The organism is Enterobacter sp. UPMP2052 (assembly GCF_053709675.1).
This window is the reverse complement of sequence record NZ_JBSKJR010000001.1, coordinates 244,300-267,393: the sequence shown is the minus strand read 5'-3', so window position 1 is coordinate 267,393 and position 23,094 is coordinate 244,300. Positions and strand designations below refer to the sequence as shown.

General features: G+C 59.4%; 22 protein-coding genes. 5 read left to right on the top strand and 17 right to left on the bottom strand.

The window, feature by feature from the left end; translation table 11 throughout:
• Positions 1-21: 21 nt before the first annotated feature.
• The 4 genes from ACWKX3_RS01260 to tctD all read right to left on the bottom strand — a co-directional run bounded on the left by ACWKX3_RS01260 (position 22) and on the right by tctD (position 4,053).
• Positions 22-1,221 carry a nicotinamide mononucleotide deamidase-related protein YfaY gene (locus tag ACWKX3_RS01260; RefSeq protein ID WP_058609857.1) on the bottom strand — a complete coding sequence of 400 codons (1,200 nt, stop codon included), beginning with the start codon at positions 1,219-1,221 and terminating at the stop codon, positions 22-24.
• Between the two features lie 94 nt (positions 1,222-1,315).
• The gene (locus ACWKX3_RS01255; RefSeq protein ID WP_042320303.1) at positions 1,316-1,855 is read right to left on the bottom strand and encodes a YfaZ family outer membrane protein; all 540 of its coding nucleotides are present in this window, start codon (positions 1,853-1,855) and stop codon (positions 1,316-1,318) included.
• A 127-nt stretch (positions 1,856-1,982) separates the two neighbouring features.
• A complete protein-coding gene (locus ACWKX3_RS01250; protein ID WP_454541140.1) occupies positions 1,983-3,392 on the bottom strand; it encodes a sensor histidine kinase in 1,410 nt (469 codons plus the stop codon).
• Positions 3,379-4,053 (bottom strand): transcriptional regulator TctD, encoded by a 675-nt coding sequence (gene tctD, locus ACWKX3_RS01245; RefSeq protein ID WP_101737233.1) that lies wholly within the window; start codon positions 4,051-4,053, stop codon positions 3,379-3,381. Before tctD ends, ACWKX3_RS01250 begins: the two co-directional genes overlap by 14 nt.
• Positions 4,054-4,205: 152 nt before the next feature.
• Here tctD and ACWKX3_RS01240 point away from each other — a divergent pair, with 152 nt between their 5' ends.
• The 3 genes from ACWKX3_RS01240 to ACWKX3_RS01230 are packed head-to-tail and all read left to right on the top strand — an operon-like array spanning position 4,206 to position 7,155.
• Positions 4,206-5,186: a Bug family tripartite tricarboxylate transporter substrate binding protein gene (locus ACWKX3_RS01240; protein WP_058609860.1), complete on the top strand. Its 981-nt coding sequence runs from the start codon at positions 4,206-4,208 to the stop codon at positions 5,184-5,186.
• A gap of 11 nt (positions 5,187-5,197) precedes the next feature.
• The gene (locus ACWKX3_RS01235) at positions 5,198-5,629 is read left to right on the top strand and encodes a tripartite tricarboxylate transporter TctB family protein (protein WP_102890431.1); all 432 of its coding nucleotides are present in this window, start codon (positions 5,198-5,200) and stop codon (positions 5,627-5,629) included.
• A gap of 11 nt (positions 5,630-5,640) precedes the next feature.
• Positions 5,641-7,155, top strand: coding sequence for a tripartite tricarboxylate transporter permease (locus tag ACWKX3_RS01230; protein ID WP_058609861.1), 1,515 nt, complete (start codon positions 5,641-5,643; stop codon positions 7,153-7,155).
• On the opposite strand, the gene menE is transcribed toward ACWKX3_RS01230, so the two are convergent.
• From menE to ACWKX3_RS01190, 8 genes are all read right to left on the bottom strand, one after another.
• Positions 7,156-8,517, bottom strand: coding sequence for an o-succinylbenzoate--CoA ligase (gene menE / locus ACWKX3_RS01225; protein ID WP_454541139.1), 1,362 nt, complete (start codon positions 8,515-8,517; stop codon positions 7,156-7,158).
• Positions 8,514-9,479 carry an o-succinylbenzoate synthase gene (gene menC / locus ACWKX3_RS01220; protein WP_454541138.1) on the bottom strand — a complete coding sequence of 322 codons (966 nt, stop codon included), beginning with the start codon at positions 9,477-9,479 and terminating at the stop codon, positions 8,514-8,516. The genes menE and menC overlap by 4 nt, the downstream gene beginning before the upstream one ends.
• Positions 9,479-10,336: a 1,4-dihydroxy-2-naphthoyl-CoA synthase gene (gene menB, locus ACWKX3_RS01215; RefSeq protein WP_006176492.1), complete on the bottom strand. Its 858-nt coding sequence runs from the start codon at positions 10,334-10,336 to the stop codon at positions 9,479-9,481. Before menB ends, menC begins: the two co-directional genes overlap by 1 nt.
• Positions 10,333-11,109 (bottom strand): 2-succinyl-6-hydroxy-2,4-cyclohexadiene-1-carboxylate synthase, encoded by a 777-nt coding sequence (gene menH / locus ACWKX3_RS01210; protein ID WP_454541137.1) that lies wholly within the window; start codon positions 11,107-11,109, stop codon positions 10,333-10,335. The genes menB and menH overlap by 4 nt, the downstream gene beginning before the upstream one ends.
• The gene (menD, locus tag ACWKX3_RS01205; RefSeq protein ID WP_102890427.1) at positions 11,106-12,776 is read right to left on the bottom strand and encodes a 2-succinyl-5-enolpyruvyl-6-hydroxy-3-cyclohexene-1-carboxylic-acid synthase; all 1,671 of its coding nucleotides are present in this window, start codon (positions 12,774-12,776) and stop codon (positions 11,106-11,108) included. Before menD ends, menH begins: the two co-directional genes overlap by 4 nt.
• A gap of 88 nt (positions 12,777-12,864) precedes the next feature.
• The gene (gene menF / locus ACWKX3_RS01200) at positions 12,865-14,151 is read right to left on the bottom strand and encodes an isochorismate synthase MenF (protein WP_454541675.1); all 1,287 of its coding nucleotides are present in this window, start codon (positions 14,149-14,151) and stop codon (positions 12,865-12,867) included.
• Positions 14,152-14,247: 96 nt separating this feature from the next.
• Positions 14,248-14,553 carry a stress response protein ElaB gene (gene elaB, locus ACWKX3_RS01195; protein WP_042320308.1) on the bottom strand — a complete coding sequence of 102 codons (306 nt, stop codon included), beginning with the start codon at positions 14,551-14,553 and terminating at the stop codon, positions 14,248-14,250.
• A gap of 53 nt (positions 14,554-14,606) precedes the next feature.
• Positions 14,607-15,068, bottom strand: a complete 462-nt coding sequence (locus ACWKX3_RS01190) for a GNAT family N-acetyltransferase (protein ID WP_101737226.1) — start codon at positions 15,066-15,068, stop codon at positions 14,607-14,609.
• Positions 15,069-15,140: 72 nt separating this feature from the next.
• Between ACWKX3_RS01190 and rbn the strand changes: the two genes are divergently transcribed.
• Positions 15,141-16,058 carry a ribonuclease BN gene (rbn, locus tag ACWKX3_RS01185; protein WP_101737225.1) on the top strand — a complete coding sequence of 306 codons (918 nt, stop codon included), beginning with the start codon at positions 15,141-15,143 and terminating at the stop codon, positions 16,056-16,058.
• A gap of 64 nt (positions 16,059-16,122) precedes the next feature.
• Positions 16,123-17,127 (top strand): chemotaxis protein, encoded by a 1,005-nt coding sequence (locus tag ACWKX3_RS01180; protein ID WP_006176501.1) that lies wholly within the window; start codon positions 16,123-16,125, stop codon positions 17,125-17,127.
• A 99-nt stretch (positions 17,128-17,226) separates the two neighbouring features.
• Here the strand turns inward: ACWKX3_RS01180 and nuoN are convergent, their stop codons facing one another.
• The 5 genes from nuoN to nuoJ all read right to left on the bottom strand — a co-directional run bounded on the left by nuoN (position 17,227) and on the right by nuoJ (position 23,087).
• On the bottom strand, positions 17,227-18,684 hold the full coding sequence (gene nuoN / locus ACWKX3_RS01175) for an NADH-quinone oxidoreductase subunit NuoN (RefSeq protein ID WP_006176503.1): 1,458 nt from the start codon (positions 18,682-18,684) through the stop codon (positions 17,227-17,229).
• A gap of 6 nt (positions 18,685-18,690) precedes the next feature.
• On the bottom strand, positions 18,691-20,220 hold the full coding sequence (nuoM, locus tag ACWKX3_RS01170) for an NADH-quinone oxidoreductase subunit M (protein ID WP_006176504.1): 1,530 nt from the start codon (positions 20,218-20,220) through the stop codon (positions 18,691-18,693).
• Between the two features lie 175 nt (positions 20,221-20,395).
• Complete coding sequence (gene nuoL / locus ACWKX3_RS01165) at positions 20,396-22,237, bottom strand: NADH-quinone oxidoreductase subunit L (RefSeq protein WP_006176505.1); 1,842 nt, start codon at positions 22,235-22,237, stop codon at positions 20,396-20,398.
• A complete protein-coding gene (gene nuoK / locus ACWKX3_RS01160; RefSeq protein ID WP_006176506.1) occupies positions 22,234-22,536 on the bottom strand; it encodes an NADH-quinone oxidoreductase subunit NuoK in 303 nt (100 codons plus the stop codon). The genes nuoL and nuoK overlap by 4 nt, the downstream gene beginning before the upstream one ends.
• On the bottom strand, positions 22,533-23,087 hold the full coding sequence (nuoJ, locus tag ACWKX3_RS01155) for an NADH-quinone oxidoreductase subunit J (RefSeq protein ID WP_006176507.1): 555 nt from the start codon (positions 23,085-23,087) through the stop codon (positions 22,533-22,535). The genes nuoK and nuoJ overlap by 4 nt, the downstream gene beginning before the upstream one ends.
• Positions 23,088-23,094 lie beyond the last annotated feature (7 nt).

Genomic DNA, 23,094 nt, shown 5'->3' with positions numbered 1-23,094 from the left:
CGGTTTGCCCCGGCACATTCGTTACTCAACAAACAGGGAATCAACCACATTGATCCAGCCATGCTCGCTGGCGACCGGTTTGCCGTTCAGCCAGCGTCGCAGCATGTTGAGCGCCATCATGGCACACACCTCCTGACGCACCGCCTGGCTGTGGCGGGTGATACTCATTTTTACCTGCAGCGCATGGGTTCCTTCCGGCGTCGCGAGGGCAAAATTAAGGTGCTCGCCCTCCACGCCGCCGACGGCCAGCGCCAGCCCGGCGAAATGCTTAACCCTGCGCTCCGACGCCCAGCGCGCGGTCTGCGCCAGCGTTTCCTGCTGGAACGGCACCACTTCACTGGCCAGAAGCGGCGCATCCGCCCGTGAAAGCTGCAGCGCCAGAAGCCCGCCGGTGAACTGTTCGCTCAGCGTGACGCTCAGCTGACGCGACTTCAGGGTGCGGGCTATCTGCGCAGGCAGCCCTTCCGTTCCCTCAAAGATCAGGCTCTCTCCCGCTACGCGCTGTACCTCAGGCCACAGCGCCAGCATGGCCTCCTTTTGCGTCGCCGGGCCGGTCAGCTTCAGCTCGATAATCGGCATAGAAGAGCGGTAGCCCATCGAGACGCCCGGCGGCAGCGGCAGGCTGTCGAGGCTCTGGGCAAGATCGCTTTCAGAGCGGCCAAAGGTGGTCAGACGCAGACACAGCGGCGGCTCAGGCAGGGTGAAACGCGCGCGCAGGCGCGGCAGGATTTGCTGCTCGACCATCACTTTAAATTCAGACGGCACGCCCGGCGTGAAGAACATCAGGCAGCGGTTAAGCTTAACGGCAAAGCCACAGGCGGTACCGACGGGGTTATCCACCAGCTCGGCGCTAGCGGGGATTTCGGCCTGCTTGCGGTTGCTGGGGGCCATGACGCGACCGCGCTCGGAGAAAAAGCGCTCCATCTGCGCCAGCCACGCTTCGTGGAGGACCAGCCCTTCGCCTTTCGCCGTGGCGGCGGCCAGCGCGCTAAGATCGTCGCCGGTTGGGCCAAGGCCGCCGTTCACAATCAGCACGTCAGCGTGCTCGCTGCGTTCGCGCAGAATGTTCACCAGCGACTCAAGGTTGTCGCCTACCGTATTGCGGCGCGTTAACGGTAATCCCTGCTCAAAGAATAAATCGGCGAGCCAGGCCGCATTGGTATCGATGATTTGACCATGCAGCACTTCATCGCCGGTGGATAACATCTCCACGTTAATCATTGTGTTCTCCCGCTTTAATAGTCAAAACACTATAGCGCAATTGGGAGAGGGGGGAAGCGATAAACTGGCGCGGCAGGCCGCCGCGCCGGGGGGATTAGAAGCCTGCGCTCACGCCCACGTACGGGCCGTCGGCCAGCGCGTTGTCGCGGTTGCCGTCTTTACCGGCCAGGTTCAGATAGCGGTAGCCTGCTTCGATGGTAACAGGACGCATGATGGTCCAGCGTGCACCGGCGTTAGCTTCCTGATAGCTGTCGATACCGCTGGAGAGCGAATCCGGAGAGTAGTAGTACTCGCCGAACAGGCCGAAGCTGTCGCCAATTTTCCACTGCAGTCCGCCGCCAACGGCCGCCGCGTATCCTTCGTCACCGTCGTTCGGGTTGGTGTAGATACCTTTACCGCCCACGGTTGCCAGGAATGGCCCCAGCGGAACGTTAAGGCCAAGGCCGAGGCTTGCCGCATCGCCGTCGTCGTCGTTATGCGTCCAGCCGCCCGTCATCGCCAGGCCAGAGGTTTCCGTCCCCAGGCCAAAGCCCAGGTGGGTGTAATCCTGACCCGCTGAGCCGTTAAAGGAAATTGCGTTTGCCGCAACTGAAACAAACATCAGGCCTGCGCCCAAAAATGCCACTTTTTTCATTGTCATGTCCCGCACGTAATAATTAGAGATGTCCCAAAACCGCGAGATTTTAACCTGCGTGTCTTTGGGATCAAGCACTCTGCGTGCGTCAGGCAATTAGTTTGTAACGATTTGATAATTTCGGTATTTACACCATCAATAAAAAGCGCATTTTCACGCTCAGCCCGCCCAGATTTTCGCTGCGCGTTAGCTGAAGATGGCTACGGTGCAGGCGGGCAATATCATTTGCCAGCGCCAGCCCAATGCCGGACCCGGCGGCGTCGCCCACGTTATCCAGCCGGTGAAACGGCAGCAACGCCTGCGGGATGAGATCGTCGGCAATCCCCGGCCCGCTGTCCTCCACGCTCAGCTCAACCGCGCCGTTGTCCGTGCGCAGGTACACCGTCACGATCCCGTGCTCGGGCGTGTATTTGATCGCGTTCTCCAGCAAGTTGGCGCAAAGTTCGCCCAGCAGCACGTCATCGCCCTCAATCATCACCGGCTGCTGAACGCCGTCATAACCCAGATCGATAGCCTTACTGCGCGCCTGCGCCAGCCGGGAGAAACAGCAGTTTTGCACCACCTGCACCAAATCGACCGGGGCAAACTGCCGTTCCCCCTGCTCTTTTCGCTTCACCACCGAAAGCTGTAACAGCCGTTCGGTCAGCACGATGGTGTTATCCAGGGTGACGTTCATCGCCCGCAAGCTCTCCTGCCACAGCGCCGGATCGTTACGCGTCAGGGCAACGGAAACCTGGGTTTTCAGCACCGCCAGCGGCGTTTTGAGCTGATGAGAGGCATCGGCATTGAAACGCGCCTGTCGCGACAGCACACCGCGCAGCCGATCGATGTAACGGTTAAACGCCACGATCAGCAGGCGCGTTTCAGACCAGGGCAACAGCTCCGGCAGCGGGGCCAGCAACCCTGGCTCACGGCGGACCATCAGCGACGAGAGTTGACGCATCGGGCGCAGCACGCGGCGCAGCAGCCAGGCGGTTAAAAACAGCGTCAGCAGCACCAACAGTCCCTGGGACACGAGTGATGAGAACAGAAGCTGAGTCGCCAGATAACGCCGGGACTGGAGGGTTTCGGCGACGTAGATCTCCGCCATCCCCACCACATTGTCTTCGTTTACGGGCTGGAGCAGCTTCGCCACGCGGATCGCCTGCCCGCGATACTCGGTATGGTAAAACCAGGCCAGCGCGGGATAGAGCCGGGTGCGCGACGTGGAGGGGGGCATTTTCGGCAGATCGTCATAGCCGGAGATCACCCGACCGTCGGGATCGACCACCTTGTAGTAAAGACGATCGTTCATGTTCAGCTCGAAGCTGTCGAGCACCACCCAGGGGACGTTCACCTGGAGCTTACCGTTGTGTACCTCCAGCCGCTCCGACACCGTGCGCGCCGAAGATAACAGCGTGCGGTCATAGGCCTGCGTCGCCGCCTGTAGTGCACTGACGTAGCTGTTAAAGGCTGACAACCCCCATAACAGCAGCAGCGGTAAACCCAGAAAGAGCAAAAGTTGCAGGTAAAGCGACTGCGGCTTAAGCCACTTCATCGCCGCACTCCAGCACGTAGCCCAGCCCTCTGAGCGTGGTGATCCGCACGCCGCTACCGGTCAGTTTCTTACGCAGGCGATGAACATAAAGGTCGATGCTCTCGGGACTGACGTCATCGTTCAGGCTAAACACCTGGTCGAACAATTGCTGTCGTGAGACGGGGCGGGTCCGGCGGTGCATCAGCACCTTCAGTAAAGAGAGTTCGCGCGGCGTCAGGGAGAGGGGTTCATCGCGCAGCAGGAAAAAGCCTTCATCATCGTATTCAAGCTCCCCCAGACGCTGACGCTCCTGGGTCCGCCCTTCACTTCGACGCAGCAGCGCGCGCAGGCGCGCATCAAGCTCTTCCAGCTCGAACGGCTTCGGCAGATAGTCATCCGCCCCGGCATTCAGCCCTTTGACCCTGTCTGCCACGTTGCTGCGCGCGGTTAGAAACAGCACCGGCAGCGTCTGCCCGCGTTTTCTCAGACGATGGACCACCTCCAGCCCGTCGAAGCCGGGCATGCCGATATCAAGAATAGCGACAGCGTAGTTTTCGCCCTGCAGAAGGTGATCTGCCGCGCGTCCGTCGTTGACGCAGTCCACGGCAAAACCGTTCTGTACCAGCGCTTTCTCCAGCCAGTGAGCCAGCTCACGATTATCTTCCGCCAGTAAGAGACGCATATCACATCCTGTAAAGTTGGTGCCGCAGTGAAAGGGAAATGAAAGGTTATTGTTTTAACAATCACGCAACGGAACCGCTACAAGGTGGTTCACATAATCAGAAAAAAGACACCCGTACCCGTACTCCCGGTTCTCCGGCGTGAGGATAAACGATGAAAAAACAATTACTTTCCACCCTTGCTGCAAGCGTATTGATGTTGAGTGCCTCTGTTGTCCAGGCGCAGGAAGCGCCCTCCCGCACCGAATGTATCGCCCCGGCCAAACCCGGCGGCGGCTTTGATCTGACCTGCAAGCTGATTCAGGTCAGCCTGCTGGAGACGAAGGCCATCGAAAAACCGATGCGCGTCACCTACATGCCCGGCGGCGTAGGCGCGGTGGCCTATAACGCGATTGTCGCGCAGCGCCCTGCCGAAGCGGGTACCGTGGTGGCCTTCTCCGGCGGCTCCCTGCTTAACCTGGCACAAGGAAAATTTGGCCGATATGACGTGAATGACGTGCGCTGGCTCGCCACCGTGGGCACCGATTACGGCATGATTGCCGTACGCGCAGACTCCCCGTGGAAATCCCTGAACGATTTGCTGGCCGCCATGGAAAAAGACCCCAACAGCGTAGTGATTGGCGCGGGGGCCTCTATCGGCAGTCAGGACTGGATGAAAGCCGCTCTGCTGGCGCAGCAGGCGAAAGTCGATCCACACAAGATGCGCTACGTGGCGTTTGAAGGCGGCGGTGAGCCGGTGACGGCGCTGATGGGTAATCACGTCCAGGCGGTATCGGGCGATCTCAGCGAAATGGTGCCCTACCTGAGCGGGGACAAAATTCGCGTGCTGGCGGTGTTCTCAGAAAACCGTCTGCCGGGCCAGCTGGCAAACGTCCCTACCGCCAAAGAGCAGGGTTATAACCTGGTCTGGCCGATCATTCGCGGCTTCTTCGTCGGGCCGAAAGTGACCGACGCCGAATACCAGTGGTGGGTGGAGACCTTCGCGAAGCTCCAGCAGACCGACGAGTTCAAAAAACAGCGCGATCTGCGCGGGCTGTTTGAGTTCAATCTGAACGGTAAGCCGCTGGACGAATACGTTAAAAAACAGGTGAATGACTACCGCGAGCAGGCGAAAGCCTTTGGTCTGGCGAAATAACCGGAGGCGCTATGAGCGATCGTATTTTTGCCGGAATTTGGCTGCTGCTCTGCATTGGCGGGATGTTCATCGCCTGGCAGATCCACAGCGAATACAGCTATGAACCCGTGGGGCCGCGCCCCTTTCCCGTGGGCATTGTCGGCCTGATGCTGCTCTGCTCGGTGGCCCTGCTGCTGCGCCACCCGGACACCATAGAGTGGCCGCCACGCCGCACCCTGCAACGGCTGCTGGTCATGGTGATCGTCCTGCTGATGTACGCCTGGGGCTTTGAATGGCTCGGCTTCCCGATTGCCACTGCCATTCTGACAATGGTGATTGGCATGCTATTTAACGCCTCGCTGCCTGCGGCGGGGATCTCCGGGGTCGTACTGGGCATTTTACTCTGGTACGCCTTCGACCGTCTGCTGGACGTGACGCTGCCCCTCGGCGCATGGTTTAACTAACGGAGCACGCTATGGATACCTGGATCTATCTCTCTCAGGGGTTCGCGGTAGCGATGACCCCGGAAAACCTGGTGATCGCCCTGATCGGCTGTTTCGTCGGGACCATCGTCGGCCTGCTGCCCGGCCTTGGCCCCATCAATGGCGTGGCGATTCTGTTACCGCTGGCCTTTGCCCTGCATTTGCCCGCGGAGTCGGCGCTGATCCTGCTGGCGACGGTCTATATCGGCTGCGAATACGGCGGGCGCATTTCGTCGATACTGCTTAACGTGCCCGGCGATGCCGCCGCCATTATGACCGCGCTGGATGGCTACCCGATGGCGCAACAGGGACGCGGCGGTGTGGCGCTCTCGATTTCCGCCGTCAGTTCGTTCTTTGGCTCCCTGATCGCCATTGGCGGCATCATTCTGTTCGCGCCGGCGCTGGCCGAGTGGTCGCTGGCGTTTGGTCCGGCCGAATATTTTGCACTGATGGTGTTTGCCATCGCCTGCCTTGGCAGCATGATGGCGCAAAATCCGCTGAAGTCGTTTTTGTCCGCACTGATTGGCTTAGGGTTAGCCACCGTCGGTGTGGATGCCAACACCGGGGTTTATCGCTTTACCTTCGACAGCGTTCACCTGTCTGACGGCGTGCAGTTTATCGTCGTTGTGATTGGGCTGTTCTCTGTATCGGAAATCTTACTGATGCTGGAACATACCAGCAGCGGGCAGACGCTGGTCCGTAAGACCGGACGTATGCTCTTTAATGCCAAAGAGGGGGCGCAGTGTGTGGGTGCCACCTTACGTTCGTCGGTGATCGGCTTCTTCGTCGGCGTTCTGCCCGGCGCAGGGGCCACCATCGCCAGTGCCATCACCTACATGACCGAGAAAAAGCTGAGCGGTAACAGCGACAGCTTTGGCAAAGGCGATATCCGTGGCGTGGCCGCGCCAGAGGCGGCGAATAACGCCTCGGCCTGCGGCTCGTTTATCCCGATGCTGACCCTCGGTGTGCCCGGCTCCGGCACCACGGCGGTGATGATGGGCGCGCTGACGCTCTACAACATAACACCGGGTCCGGCAATGTTTACCGAACAGCCGGATATCGTCTGGGGTCTGATTGCCGCCCTGCTGATCGCCAACGTGATGCTGCTGGTGATGAACATCCCGCTGATCGGCCTGTTCACGCGTATGCTGACCATTCCCCTGTGGTTCCTGGTTCCTGCTATCGCCGCCGTCTCTGCGGTTGGGGTGTATGCGGTGCACAGCACAACCTTTGACCTGGTCCTGATGGTGCTGCTTGGGGTGCTGGGCTACATCTTACGCAAGATGCACTTCCCGATGTCGCCGCTGATCCTGGGGTTTGTATTAGGTGAAATGCTGGAGCAGAACCTGCGCCGCGCCCTCTCCATCAGCAACGGCAACATGGCTATTCTGTGGGAGAGTAGCGTGACGAAAGTCCTGCTGGCGCTGGCGATTATGGTGATTGTCGTGCCACCGGTGCTGCGCTGGGTTCGTCGCCGCCAGCACAAACCGCAGCCGGATATCGGCTGATTACCCTCTTAGCAGGGCATTGACCCACTGTTTTAACGCCTGGCGGGAGATCTTTATCCCGCCATTTTTCAGCTCTGGCGGCAGCGCCAGCCAGTGGACCGGCTGCTCAAAGCGCGCCAGCTTACCCTGAACCCACTCCGGTAATTCCGTGATGTCCGTGCCCGGCTCACATTCCACCACTGCGACCGGGCGCTGCCCGAACTCAGCGTCGTCCAGCGGGACGATAAACACCTGATTTACCTGCGGATGGGTAACGATCACGCGCTCCAGCGATTCCGGCTGGATCCCCTCTCCCCCACTGAAAAAGAGATTGTCCATGCGGCCCAGAATAGTCAGGCGACCGTTGTGCCACTCACCGCGATCGCGGGTGGCAAACCAGCCCTGCTCGTTGACCAGCGGTAAGAGTGCGCCGTCTCGCCAGTAGCCCGCCGCCATGCTTTGCGCCCTGATCCAGACTTCACCGTTCACCACCTGTACGTCTCTGCCCGGCAGCGCGCTGCCCACATCCGGCGCGCCGTCGGCCTCTTTGGCGCAGACGGTGGAGGCGAACTCGGTCAGTCCGTAGCCGCAGAAGGTCCGAATACCCTGCTCACGCGCGCGCGCAGTCAGTTCAACGGGGATTTCCGCCCCGCCAAGCAGCACGGCTTTCAGTGCGATGCGGCACTCACCATTAAGCAGTCGCCACAGCTGTGTTGGCACCAGCGAGGCGTGGGTGCAGCCCTGTAGCGCCTGCTCCAGCGGCTGTTTCACACGCACCGTAAGACGCGCCCCGGCCTGAAGCCAGCGCCACAAAATCCCCTGACCGGAGACGTGAAACAGCGGCAGGGAGAGCAGCCAGTCGTCGTCATCGCCGTAAGGCATCAGCGACAACACGCCTGCCGCGCTGGCAAGATGCGCCGCACAGGTGTGTACCGCCGCCTTGGGTAAGCCGGTAGAGCCGGAAGTGAGCGTCATCGACGCCAGACGCTCCGGCTGCCACGGGGCGGCATGCTCACCGGGTTGGTCATCCAGCGCGAGCCGCGAAAGCCCGTCAAACGCGCCGTCAAGCAGCAGCGCGAAGCGCAGCGTCATCTGCGGGAGCAGGACGTCAAGCAGAGGGCGCGGAAGCTGAGGATTGACCGGAAGAATACGCGCGCCGCACTGCAACAGTGCCAGCCACGCCAGCAGCGTTTGAGGATGGTTATGGGCGAGCAGCATCACGCCATCGCCCTCACTCAGCCCCTGACGGTGGAAGCCTGTCGCCAGCCTGTCCACCCGCTCGCACAGCTGCTGCCAGCTCAGCGCGTCGTCGTTTAACCGCAGCGCGGGTTTATCCGCACGCTGCGCGCGCCAGTGTCGCCACGGCCAGTCAGTAAACATCATAACAACGGCTCCAGCGCCTCGACCCCGAGGCACGGCAGGGCACTGTCCGGCCACGTGCGGATCAGCTGCGCCTGCATCAGGTTCAGCGTGTCGAGACCCGGGAGGGTGTCGGGCGTTAACCACGCGGCGAGGCGCGCCAGCTGGGTCAGCCCGAGGCTGGATTCAATGGATGAACTGATCACCGCCGTCAGCCCTAAGGCATGGGCCGCCGCGACCTGCTCGCGCACTTTATCCAGGCTGCCGGTGAGCGTGGGTTTGATCACCACCGCGCTCACGCCAGGCTCGGCGATGAATGCAAAATCCGCCTCGCGCAGGCTTTCATCCCACGCAATCGCAATGCCCGTTTCACGGGCAAAGGCGCGGGAGTCATCGCGGGTTTTGCAGGGCTCTTCAAGGAAGGCGATACGGTTGCGGTATGCGGGATTAACATACTTCGCAAACTGCTGAGCCTTGAGCGGCGTCCAGGCGCGGTTGGCGTCCAGACGCAGATGCAAATCGGGGATCGCTTCAAGCAGCAGGTTAGCCACCATTCCGTCGCGCACCGCTTCGTACAGCCCGACCTTGATTTTCGCCACTTTTTCGCCCGGCATGGCGGAGAGCAGCGCAAACAGCTCGTCCGGATCGCCGGTGCAGAGCGGCGCGGCGCGATAGTTCGCCGCGTTGGGCAAGCGGCCCTCAAGCTCGGCCAGCGCGCAGCTGACACCGAAGGCAGCGGAGGGGATGTCCGGCAGTGCCGGTTCGGCCCCCTCGCGCCATTCGCGCGCCCAGGCAAGCACTGCAGCCCGCGCCTCCTCCAGCGACTCCTGGCTAAAGCCCGGAAGGGGCGAAACCTCGCCCCACCCTTCGCGCTCGCCCTGCCGGAGATGCACGAACAGCCCGTCACGGGTTTTTAACCGCCGTTCACGCAGCACCACGCCCGCGTCCATGGGTATCTGCCAGCGGTAAACCTGCGCGCGACGCATTACGGGTTCCGTTTGTATTTGCTGAAGTCTGGCTGACGTTTTTCATTGAACGCGTTGCGTCCTTCCTGACCCTCTTCGGTCATGTAGAACAGCATGGTGGCGTTACCCGCCAGCTCCTGCAGACCCGCCTGGCCGTCGCAGTCGGCATTGAGTGCCGCCTTCAGGCAGCGCAGCGCCATTGGGCTGTTTTGCAGCATTTCGCGACACCAGCGGACGGTCTCTTTTTCGAGATCGGCGACAGGTACCACGGTATTCACCAGGCCCATGTCCAGCGCTTCCTGAGCGTTGTACTGACGGCACAGGAACCAGATTTCGCGTGCTTTTTTCTGACCGACAATGCGAGCCATGTAGGACGCGCCCCAGCCGCCGTCGAACGAGCCGACTTTCGGGCCGGTCTGGCCGAAGATGGCGTTTTCAGCGGCAATGGTCAGGTCGCACATCATGTGCAGCACGTGACCACCGCCGATGGAGTAGCCCGCGACCATGGCAACAACCGGTTTTGGACAGGTGCGGATCTGGCGCTGGAAATCGAGCACGTTCAGGTGGTGCGTACCGGCATCATCCTGGTATCCGCCGTAATCGCCACGCACTTTCTGGTCACCGCCGGAGCAGAAGGCTTTGTCGCCTTCACCGGTCAGGACGATGACGCCGATATTGTCGTCATAGCGTGCATCCGCCAGCGCCTGAATCATCTCTTTTACGGTCAGCGGGCGAAACGCATTGCGCACCTGCGGGCGGTTGATGGTGATTTTGGCAATCCCATCAGCCGATTTGTGATAACGAATGTCGGTATAGCCTTCGGAGCAGTCTTGCCATTCAACCGGTGCGTAGAGCATGTTTTCATCAGGATAGATCATAGTGTGTCCTTTGTTGGAAGACGCAGAATCTGCGCCAGAGTCGCAGCCACCGCAGCGGGATTTTCCCGATGGGCGTTGTGTCCGGCATGAGGGATAGCATGGCGAACGGCGTTCAGTTCGGCGGCGATGCCACCAAATTTTTCATCACGTTCACCATAGAGATAGTAAAAAGGCACGGTATTTGCCGCGAGCGCAGAACGGAGGTCGGGCTGTACGGCGAGCGAGGTCGCCTCGAGCATATCCGCCAGAGCCGCGCCGCTGTTCTGGCTGCGCAGGGTTATCAGCTCGCTGCGCTGCGCCTGCGTGAGTGAGGCGAACACCGGCTGCTGATACCAGTCGGCGAAAACCGTGCCGAGCGGTTCCGTGCGCAGACGCTTCGCCCAGCGGCGATCGGAATCCAACCGGGCGTCGCGCGCGTGCGCATCCTGCAGCCCCGGATGGCCCCCTTCGACCACCACGCCGCGCAGCCCTGTTGGCTGCTGGCAGGCGTGAAACATCGCAATGCGGCCGCCGAGGGAGTACCCCACCAGCCAGTAAGAGAGTATGTTGTAACTAATGAGCATTGTGGTCAGCAACTGGCTGACCTCATTAAAGCCCGAAACGGAGATACAGGTAGAGCCACCGTGCCCCGGCAGGTCAAGGTACAGCTGCGGGTAGTCGCCGAGCTGCTCCCCAACCGCCCGCCACTCGCGGGCATCGCCGGAAAAACCGTGCAAAAAGACCAGCCAGGGGTAACCTGGTTTCCCGGCCCTTTGCTCGCCCGCGAGGATCACAGCTGGCTCACCTGCGCCAGCAGATTTTGCAGCCGCTGGGCGCCGTCAGAGTCGTTAACCACCAGCTCAATCAGCGTAGCGCCAGGCTGACGCCAGGCCGTGCTCAACGCCGCGTCCAGATCGGCCCAGCTTTCCGGGCGATGGTACGTGAGGCTGAACATCGCTGCCGCATGCTCGAACTGCACGTTCTGCGGCATCAGGTAGAAACGCTCGCGCTCGCTCTGCGGAGTAGGAAGCAGAGAGAAAATTTGTCCGCCGTTGTTATTCACCACAATCAGCACAAACGGCGCGGAAGCCTGACGCAGCAGCGCCAGCGCGTTGAGGTCGTACAGGGCGGAAAGATCGCCAACAATCGCAAGCGTGGATTTCGCACTGGCGCGCTGCACGCCTGCCGCGGTGGAGATCAGCCCGTCAATTCCGCTGGCCCCCCGGTTACTGTACACCGGGTAGCCCGCAGGCAGCTGAGATAAGGCGTCAATCAGACGCACCACCAGACTGTTGCCGACAAACAGCTGCCCCTGCTCCGGCAGATACTGACGGATCCGGTGCGCCAGTTCCGCCTCGCCAAACCCTTCGCACTGCGCCTGGGTAAGTTCCCACGCCTGGCGGGCAAGGTCCGGGATTGCCGTTGCCCAGGGTTTGCGTTTTTCAGCAGGATGCTGCTCAAGCCAGGCGTCAATCTCGCAGACCAGACGGCGACCACGATGGTGCGCCGGGTCGAGCCGCCCTTCCAGCGGGTCCACCAGCCAGTACTCTTCCGGCTTGCAGGTCGCCTGCCACTGCAGGAGCCGTTTACCGGTCAGGCTGGAGCCAATCTGCACCACGATATCCGCCTGCGCCAGTTCGGTCACCGCCTTGGCGTTCCCCAGCCAGAGATCGGCACAGGGCAGCGGCTGGCCAGTCTGGGAAAGCACGTCGCCAATCAGCGGCCAGCCGAGCGTCTTCGCCCAGTCGGCGACCAGTTTGCCCTCGGCGGCGCTCATGCGCCCGGCAACCACCACGCCGCGCTTCTGCCGCCAGAAAAACCAGTCACGCTGTCTGGCGCTTTCCAGATGCGTGTGTTCACGCAGCCAGGGTTTTTCGCTTTCCCACCACTCGCCAAGCTGCTGCTGCCAGACCCGACCCGTTTCGTTCATTTCGCCATACAGCGGCTCGGCAAACGGGCAGTTGATATGTAATGCGCCGCTGCGCAGCGATCCCATTGCATGGTCAATGGTCGAGACCAGCCAGGCTGCCGGAATATCCTGCGTCGGGCGCGGTAAAGACAGGGTCTCTGACGGATGGGTCGCAAAGATATTCGGCTGACGAATCGCCTGATTTGCACCGCAGTCAATAAGCTCAGGGGGACGGTCGGCGGTGAGCAGGATCAGCTTTTCGCCCGTCAGCCCGGCCTCAATAATCGCCGGGTAGAGGTTCGCCACCGCCGTACCGGAGGTCACAATCACCGCGACAGGCGCTTTGCTGACTTTCGCCAGGCCCAGCGCCAGATGTCCCAGACCGCGTTCATCAAAATGGGTATGGTGAATAAAGGCCCGGTTCTCTGCTGCCGCAAGGGTCAGCGGAGTGGAACGAGAGCCTGGTGCAATGCACACGTGCCTGACGCCATGGCGGGTCAGGGCTTCAAGGATCACCGTCGCCCAGCGTCGGTTGAAAGAACTTACTGACATGAGATTGTCCGGTATCAATAATGCGACACAGTATAAATAATAGAGAAAGTTGTAATTTTGATATGAATCGGGATTGCGAGAATCAGTATTAATCCCTTAGGAGCAGAGATCGCAGTCCGGCAGCTTTATTTTCAATCTCCTGCCACTCCTGCTCCGGGTCCGACCCGCTGACAATACCCGCACCGGCGTACAGGCGCAGGGTGTCATCGTGGATCCGCGCCGAGCGTAGCGCCACGCAGAACTCGCTGCGTTCGGGCGATAAAAAGCCCGCTGACCCGGCATACCACTCCCTGTCGAAGGGTTCGTTATTATCGATAAACTCACGCGCCGGCTGGCGCGGCAGGCCGGCGACTGCCGCCGTCGGCTGTAGCACATGCAGACAGCGTTCGTCGTCCGCCTGTTTCAGCTCGGTCCAGATGCATCGACGCAAATGCTGGACTTTACGCAAGCGAACCACCTGCGCGGGCAGAACCTCGAGCGTCCGGGTATGATGCTGTAACCGCTGGCAGATATCTTCGACCACCAGCATATTTTCGCGCTGGTTTTTATCATCGTTCAATAACCATTCACCCAGGCGTTGCGCCTGGCGATCGTCAGGATGGCCTGCGACCGTTCCCGCCAGCGCTTCGGTACGCAGCAGCGCGCCGCGCCGCCGCCATAACCGCTCCGGCGTGGAGCCGATAAAGGCGTTGTGGGCATCAAACACCATGCAAAAATGGTAGCAACGTAAGTTCACCGCCCGGCTCGCTGCCATCAACGCGACGGCGGAAATCGGCCGGTTAAACTGCAAATCGGTAGCCCGCGCGAGCACAACTTTTTCGAAATTGCCCTGGGCTATGGCATCGGTGGCCTGTTGCACCAGACGTAACCACTCGGGCTTTTGCGGGTGGTGGGTTTCATGCAGAACCTGAACCGACAGCGGAGAGATCGGTCTGGCCTCACGCAGGGCATCTAAAAACGCCAGCGCGGTACGGGCATCGTCCTGAAGCGAGGTATCACTCCACAACTGCAGGCGCAGGGTAGCAACCCCGGCATGTCGTCGCCAGAGCAGGCGCGGTAAAAATAACGATCCCTGCTCAGGATTGAAGGCGTTAAGGCCGCAGATCCGGGTATCGGCCTGCTGAGGATGGTTGTGCAAAAACTGTGAGGCAGAAGCCAGAGAGGAGAAGTGGATGACGGCACCGAGCGCGGAAAGCTCCTCGTCGCCGTTTCGCTGCTGCCAGTAAAATTGCGGATAGCACACCTGCACGCCCAGCCAGGCGAGAGGATCAAAGGCATCGTTTAACGGGAAAGAGACGTCAAAATGACGTAAACCGGGTGTAGCGGGTAACGCTTGCGCAAGCTGGCTGCGCAGGCGCTCCAGCGCGATGGACATCGAATGCACGCGAACCTCTCCCTGCTAAAACCTCACATTATACGGGGTACTGGCGATAAAGTGCAGTACCCACGTATAGGGAGTGGTTACACGCGATTAACGACGTGCCAGAAGCAGCCCAAGCACCAGGCCTGCCGCCGCCCCGACGCCAATGCCTTGCCACGGTTTTTCATGCACGTAATCATCGGCACGGTAGACCGCTTTTTTCGCACGGTAGTAGTAATTGTCTGAGGCATGGCTGACGCGGTTTTTAACCTCGTGCAGCGCCTGTTCAGCGCGCGCTTTCAGCTCGATGTATTTTTGATCGGCAGGGTCGCCAGATGAACGTAACACCTCTTCCAGCGTTTCGCTCAGTAACGCCAGGTCGTCGTCAATGCGGGTATCCAGGGATTGATATGACATATTTATCTCCATGTTAGTACACCAGTTCGCTAACTATAGCTAATGACTGACGATTACGCCTGCTTCGCTTCCCGCGCCATACCGATATGGGGAATGCCGTCTTCGTCGTACACCTCCGTCACGGGGGTAAAACCAAAGTGCGCATAGAATGGCTGGAGGTGCGCCTGAGCGCCAAGGTATAACGCCTTGTCCGGCCACTGTTTTTGACAGGCATCGAGCGTTTTTTCCATCAGCTGATAGCCCAGCTTTTCGCCCCGCGCGTGGCTGCTGACAATCACCCGGCCAATCACCACCGGCTCGACATCGTCTTCGCTTTTCAGAATCCTCGCATACGCCACCAGGACGTTATTTTTCCAGCCGAGGATGTGACGGTTTTCGCCCACCAGATCATCGCCGTCGATGTCCTGATACGGGCAGGTTTGCTCTACCACAAACACTTCGCAGCGCAGTTTGAGCAGGGCATAAAGTGCCGTAACGGTCAGCTCGCTATGGTGTAAATCTTGCCACTGGATCATGTCATTCTCCTTCCTGGGGTTCATCACGTTATACTAAACACTTTACCGTTCGGCAAAGGGTCTGACTGCGTTATGGAACTGATTTTTCTGGGGACGTCCGCTGGCGTGCCAACCCGCTCGCGAAACGTGACGGCCATCCTGCTGGATTTGCAGCATCCTACCCGCGGCGGGCTGTGGCTGTTTGACTGTGGAGAAGGGACTCAGCATCAGCTGCTGCACACCCCTTATCACCCGGGAAAGCTGGATAAGATTTTTATCACCCACCTGCATGGCGACCACCTGTTTGGCCTGCCCGGCCTGCTGTGCAGCCGGTCGATGGCGGGGATCGCCAGCCCGTTAACGATTTACGGCCCCGCTGGGGTTCGTGAATTCGTTGACACCGCCCTGCGTCTGAGCGGCTCCTGGACGGATTATCCGCTTGAGATCGTTGAGATTGCCGAAGGGTTAATCTTTGATGATGGGGTATATAAAGTCACTGCCACAGCGCTTAACCATCCCATTACGTGCTACGGCTACCGTATTGAAGAGCATGATAAGCCCGGCGCGCTCAACGCGGCTGCGCTGCTGGCAGACGGCGTGAAACCAGGGCCACTGTTCCAGCGCCTGAAGCAAGGCGAAACCGTCACGCTGGACGATGGCCGCATCGTCAACGGGCAGCACTATCTCTCGGCTCCTCTGCCGGGCAAAAAACTGGCCATCTTTGGCGACACGGCCCCCTGCCCTTCCGCCCTGCAGCTGGCACAGGGCGTGGACGTGATGGTGCATGAAGCTACCCTCGAAGCGGCAATGGAGGAGAAGGCCAACAGCCGCGGTCACAGCTCCACGCGTCAGGCCGCGCGGCTTGCCCGTGAAGCGGGCGTCGGGAAGTTAATCATCACGCACGTTAGCTCCCGCTACGATGCCCACGGCTGCGAGCGGCTGCTGGCGGAGTGCCGGGATGCGTTCGCACACTGTGAACTGGCCGAAGATTTTACGCAGTTCAGCGTTTAGTCCTTCATTTTTCCCTCAGGATGCCGATAACGATTAAAAGGTCAGCATTTTACTTGAGGGTACAATGGATAATTTCCAGAAAGATATTGATGACAGGGCGAATCTCACGCTGTCGAACCGTTTTGAACTGCTGCTGTTTCGGCTCGGCACCTCGCTGAACGAAAACAAATCCGAGCTGTTCGGCATTAACGTGTTTAAGCTGCGTGAGATCGTGCCGATGCCGGAGTTCACCAAACCTGCGGGAATGAAGTCGCCGCTGATGGGGATGGTGAACATTCGCGATCAGGTGATCCCGGTCATCGACCTCGCCGCCGTGGCTGGCTGTAAGCCGACAACCGGGCTGAACATTCTGCTGATCACCGAATATGCCCGCAGCGTTCAGGCGTTTGCCGTGGAGTCCGTTGAGAACATTATGCGCCTGGACTGGAAGCAGGTTCACGCGGCTGAAACTGCCGTCAGCGGGCGTTACATCACCAGTATTGCGTGCCTGGACGAAAAGACCGACACCAACGACCTGGCGATGGTGCTGGACGTTGAGCAGATCCTGTATGACATCACCCCGGCGAACCACGATCTGCACGCTACCGACCTGAAAACCACCCAATTCAACATCAAGCCAGGGTCCGTTGCGATTGTCGCAGAAGATTCCAAAGTGGCGCGTTCAATGCTGGAGAAAGGTCTGCAGGCAATGCAGATCCCGGCGCAGCTGCATATTACCGGTAAGGACGCGTGGGAGAAGATCGGCGTGCTGGCCGCGCAGGCTCAGGCTGAGGGTGTGCCGATCACCGATAAGATTGCGCTGGTGCTGACGGATCTCGAAATGCCGGAGATGGACGGTTTTACGCTGACGCGCAAGATTAAGTCTGACCCGGTGCTGAAGGATATTCCGGTGGTGATCCACTCATCGCTTTCGGGCAATGCCAACGAAGACCATATCCGCAAGGTGAAAGCCGACGGCTACGTGGCGAAGTTCGAGCTGAACGAGTTGTCGTCGGTAATTGAAGAGGTGCTGGACCGCTCGATGAAGAAGATTGACGGACCGTTGATCAGTAGGAAACAGCTGGCTTAGTCGGGTGGCGCTACGCTTACCCGACCTACAAAACCCGTAGGCCCTGCAAGCGTAGCGCCGCTGGGCAATAAAAAAACCCGCCGAGGCGGGTTTTTGTTTTTACATCAGCGGCATTGCATGCTGCACGATATCAATCAGCGGCTGCGGATAGATACCGAAGATGAGCACCAGCAGCGCGGAGATGAGCACCACGATACCGCCCGCGCTGTACTGCCAGTTAGACGGCGCATCGCGGTTGAGCTGCTGAGGCGCGCTCAGGTAGAGGCTCACGGCAACGCGCAGGTAGTAGTACAGACCAATCGCGGAACCGATAACCACACCGGCGGTCAGCCACCACAGGCCAGCCTGCACACCGACAGCCAGGACGTAGAACTTACCGATAAAGCCCAGGGTCATTGGGATACCCGCCAGGGACAGCATCATCACCGTCATCACCGCAGACAGAATCGGACGGTGCCAGAACAGACCACGGTAAGAGAACAGTGAGTCAGCATCCGGGCCACGGTACGGGCTGGACATCAGGCTCACCACGCCGAACGCGCCGAGGCTGCTGAACAGATAACCGGCCAGATACACGCCCACGGTTTCCATCGACATTTCACCGCTCTGCAGCGCAATCAGCGCCACCAGCAGATAACCCAGATGGGAAATAGACGAGTAGCCCAGCAGACGTTTGATGTTGGTCTGGCTCAGCGCCATCAGGTTACCGAAGATGATGGAGACGAACGCGATAATGCCCAGCACCACGCGAACCGCTTCGCTATCCCCCACCGGCGCGTACAGGAACAGACGCATGACCACACCGAAGATAGCGATTTTGCTCGCCGTCGCCAGGAAGGTCGATACCGGTGCCGGAGCACCCTGGTAAACGTCTGGCGTCCACAGGTGGAACGGAACCAGAGAGAGCTTAAAGCCAAGGCCAACGATCATCATGCCCAGACCCGCCAGCAGCAGCGGCTCGTGCAGCATACCGTCGCCAAGGCTCTTGCCGATAGCCAGGAAGGAGAGGTTACCCGTCTGTGCGTACAGCAGCGCGATACCGAACAGCAGGAACGACGACGCGGCAGCGGACAGGATCGTGTACTTGATCGCCGCTTCCAGCGAGCGTTTCTGGCGGAAGGCGTAACCAATCAGGCCAAACAGCGGCAGAGAGATCAGCTCAATACCGAGGAACAGCGCGGCCAGGTGGTTTGCATTCGCCAGCAGAATGCCGCCAAGCGCGGCAATCAGTACCAGCAGGTAAAACTCTTCTTTGTTGTCGTTGTAACCTTCAAGCCACGGGTACGCAAAGGTGCAGGTTGCCAGGCTCGCCAGCAGAACCAGACCGGTATACAGCATGGCATAGCCATCAACGCGCATCAGCGGCGTGACGTCCATCGCGCCCGCCTGGCCTACAAACCAGAGGGACACTAACGCAGCGTTCAGACCCAGAACGGACAGGGTCGCATTCAGGAAGTGATTGCGTCGCCACGCAATGGAGAGCATCACAACCACCACCGTCAATCCGACGATCAGCAGCGGTAGCAGCGCGATCAGTTGTTGTGGAGTTATTGTCATGGCGAATTACGGCCTTGTAGTAGAAGCAGAATTAACAAACCACTGCTGGATGTTACCCATCGCGGAGTGCGAGGTATCCAGAATCGGCTGCGGATAGAAGCCCAGCAGCACCAGCAGTACGACCAGCAACAGGATGATGAACAGCTCACGCAGCGACATCCCCGGCAGTTGTTGTGCAGCAATTTCGCTCTTCGCTTTACCGAAGTAGGCGCGATGCAGCATCGCCAGTGAGTAGACGGAAGCGAACACCAGACCAAAGGTGGAGATCACGGTAATCACCGGAACCACCTTGAAGCTGCCGAACAGAATCATAAATTCGCCGACGAAGTTACCGGTACCCGGCATACCCAGCGTCGCCACTGCGAAGAACATGGAGAGCGCTGGCAGCCATTTCATCTTGCCCCACAGGCCGCCCATCATGCGCATGTCGCGGGTGTGCAGACGCTCATACAGCTGACCACACAGGATGAAGAGACCGGCTGCGGACAGACCGTGCGCAATCATCTGAATCACCGCGCCCTGGTACGCCAGCTGGCTGCCGGTGTAGATAGCAATCAGCACGAAGCCCATGTGGGAAACGGAGGTGTAAGCAATCAGACGCTTGATGTCGTACTGCGTGAAGGCCATCCAGGCACCGTAGAAGATACCAATCACACCCAGCCACATGGCAATCGGCGCGAACTCTGCGGAAGCGTTCGGGAACAGCGGCAGCGCGAAGCGCAGCAGACCGTAGGCCGCGGTTTTCAGCAAGATACCCGCGAGGTCAACGGAACCCGCCGTTGGCGCCTGAGAGTGCGCATCCGGCAGCCAGCCGTGCAGAGGAACCACCGGCATTTTCACCGCAAAGGCGATGAAGAAGCCCAGCATCAGCAGGTATTCAATACCGTGAGACATTGGGGTATTCAGCAGATCTTCGTAGTTGAAGGTCCAGACGCCGGTCGCCTTGTAATGCACAAACACCAGCGCCAGGATCGCAATCAACATCACCAGACCACTCGCCTGGGTGTAGATGAAGAATTTGGTTGCCGCCGTGATACGCGTTTTACCGTCGGACGCCTTATGGCCCCACAGCGCGATCAGGAAGTACATCGGCACCAGCATCATCTCCCAGAAGAAGAAGAAGAGGAACATGTCGATGGCCAGGAACACGCCGATCACGCCGCCCAGGATCCACATCAGGTTCAGGTGGAAGAAGCCCTGGTATTTTTCGATTTCTCGCCAGGAGCAGAGTACCGCCAGAACGCCGAGCAGGCCGGTCAGCACCACCATCAGCAGCGACAGACCGTCAATCGCCAGGTGGATCGTGATACCGAAACGTGGGATCCACGGGAGGATAAACTCAGACTGCCACTGCGGAATGCCCGCAGACTGGGTCAGAGAGTAGCCACCCTGCAACCAGAGTTGCAGACCAAGCGCGAGCGTTAATCCCATGGTGATCAGCGCAATCCAGCGCGGCATCTTCACGCCAAAGCGTTCAGTCTGCCAGCACAGGAAGCCGCCGATGAAGGGAATTAATATTAGCCAGGGTAGTAACATGGCGATTTTTATTCCTTGTTAAAGTCCCTAAGGGACCGATTTTCAACGAATTCGACTACATTCACGGTTGAGTGCGGTTTGTTGTGTCGGGTGGCGCTAACGCTTACCCGACCTACGGTCTCGTAGGCCCGGTAAGCGCAGCGCCACCGGGCAAAACCGCAATCTCAAATCACAATCAACGCAACACCATCAGCAGCGCCAGCACGACAACCGCACCGATGCTCATGGACGCCACATACCAGCGCAGGTAACCGTTCTCGCTGTACAGCAGGCCTTTACCTGCAAAGCGGGAGAGGATCGCCGGGATATTCATCATGCTGTTCATCGGGTCGCGCTTCAGCAGCCACGCAATGCCCAGGAACGGCTTGACGAAAATCATGTCGTACAGCCAGTCGAAGCCCCACGCGTTGTACCACCAGGTACCCAGCAGACGGCCTGGCGCACTGTTGGCAACGGCAGTCACCAGCGTACGTTTGCCCAGCCACAGCCATGCAGCAATCAGGATGCCCGCAATGGCTACCACACCGGAGGTGATTTCAAGCGTCAGTACGCGACCGTGCTCAAGCTCGGTTGTTGCCGGCAGTACGCCCTGCAGCGGTGGCACAATCATCGCGCCAACGAAGGTGGAGAGTACCAGCAGCACAATCAGCGGCAGGTGGTGGGTAATCCCCTTCCCTGCGTGTGCGTGAATTTGTTCTTTACCGTGGAATACGATGAAAATCATACGGAAGGTATACAGGGAGGTCATAAACGCACCGACCAGACCCGCAACCATCAGATTGATATGTCCATTCGCCATGGCACCCGCAAGGATTTCGTCCTTACTGAAGAAGCCCGCGGTGATCAGCGGCAGTGCCGCCAGTGCCGCGCCGCCCACCAGGAAGCAAGCATAAACCAGCGGGATGGACTTGCGCAGTCCGCCCATCTTGAAGATGTTTTGCTCGTGGTGGCAGGCCAGAATCACCGAACCGGATGACAGGAACAGCAGCGCTTTAAAGAACGCGTGAGTCATCAGGTGGAAAATGGCCGCGTCCCACGCCTGAACGCCCAGCGCCAGGAACATGTAGCCAATCTGGCTCATGGTGGAATACGCGAGAACGCGTTTGATGTCGGTCTGCACCAGCGCGGCAAAGCCTGCCAGCACCAGCGTTACCGCACCAACAATACCCACCAGATGCAGAATTTCCGGCGTCATCAGGAACAGGCCATGGGTACGCGCAATCAGGTAAACACCTGCGGTTACCATGGTCGCGGCGTGGATCAGCGCGGAGACAGGGGTTGGACCCGCCATCGCGTCGGCCAGCCACGTTTGCAGAGGAAGCTGCGCGGATTTACCCACGGCGCCGCCCAGCAGCATCAGCGTTGCCCACCACAGCATGTCGTTGCCTGCAGCGAAGTGTGCCGGTGCCAGTTCCACCATTTCGCGGAAGTTCAGCGTGCCCAGTTCGTTGTAAAGAATGAACAGCGCGAAGGCGAGGAAGACGTCACCCACGCGGGTCACGACGAACGCTTTCATGGCCGCTGCGCCATTCTTCGGATCGGTGTAGTAGAAACCGATCAGCAGGTAAGAGCACAGACCCACGCCTTCCCAGCCGAGATACATCAGCAGCAGGTTATCGGCCAGCACCAGAACAACCATGCTGGCGATAAACAGGTTGGTGTAGGCGAAGAAGCGGGAGTAACCCTCTTCACCGCGCATATACCAGGAAGCGAACATGTGGATCAGGAAGCCCACGCCGGTGACCACAGAGAGCATAGTCAGCGACAGTCCGTCCAGCACCAGATTAAAGCCGATGTTGAAATCACCGACCGACATCCAGGTCCACAGTGGAACGCTAAAGGCCTGACGTCCGTTGTTGAAGAAATCGATGCCCGCATAGGCTGTCACCAGCGCAGACAAACCGATAGAGCCGATGCCCACGGTTGCAGACAGATTCTCAGACCAGCGGCCACGAGAAAACGCCAGCAGCACGAAGCCGATCAGCGGAAAAATAATGGTTAAGGCAAGCATGTTCATCCACGCAACTCACTTACTGAATCGATGTTCAGGTTCTGGCGGCGACGATGGAGCTGCAGCAACAGCGCCAGGCCAATACTCGCTTCGGCAGCCGCGAGGCTGATGGCGAGAATGTACATCACCTGACCATCGGCCTGGCCCCAGTAGCTCCCGGCGACCACGAAGGCCAGCGCCGAAGCGTTAATCATGATTTCCAGCCCAATCAGCATAAACAGCAGATTGCGGCGGATAACCAGACCGGTTAAGCCCAGGACGAACAAAATCGCAGCGAGGATCAGTCCATGTGTTAAGGGGATCATGCGCGCTCCTCCGTTTTTCTTTTCGCGCGGTCATCAGTGCGGTTGCTCAGCACCTCGCCGACACGCTCTTCGCGGCCAACGTGGAAGGCAACAACCAGGCCCGCCAGCAGCAGCATTGACGCCAGTTCAACCGCCAGAACGTACGGGCCAAACAGGGCAATACCCACGGCCTTGGCGCTGATCGGCGTGCCGTCGATGCCCTGATCGTTCACGCCCAAAATTGCGTAAACAATTACCACCAGCATGATGGCCGACAAAATTGCCGGGCCAATCCACACCTGCGGTTTTAACCACTGACGTTCCTGCTCAATTTCGGAGCCGCCCAGGTTCAGCATCATCACCACGAAGACGAACAGCACCATGATGGCCCCGGCGTAGACGATGATTTCCAGCGCACCGGCGAAATGCGCGCCCAGCGCAAAGAACACCCCGGAAATGGCCAGCAGCGAGATGATTAAATACAGCAGCGCATGCACCGGGTTGGTGTGCGTAATCACTCGTAGCGTAGCCAGGATGGCGATAAGGCCACAGATATAAAAAGCGAATTCCATTGCCCTC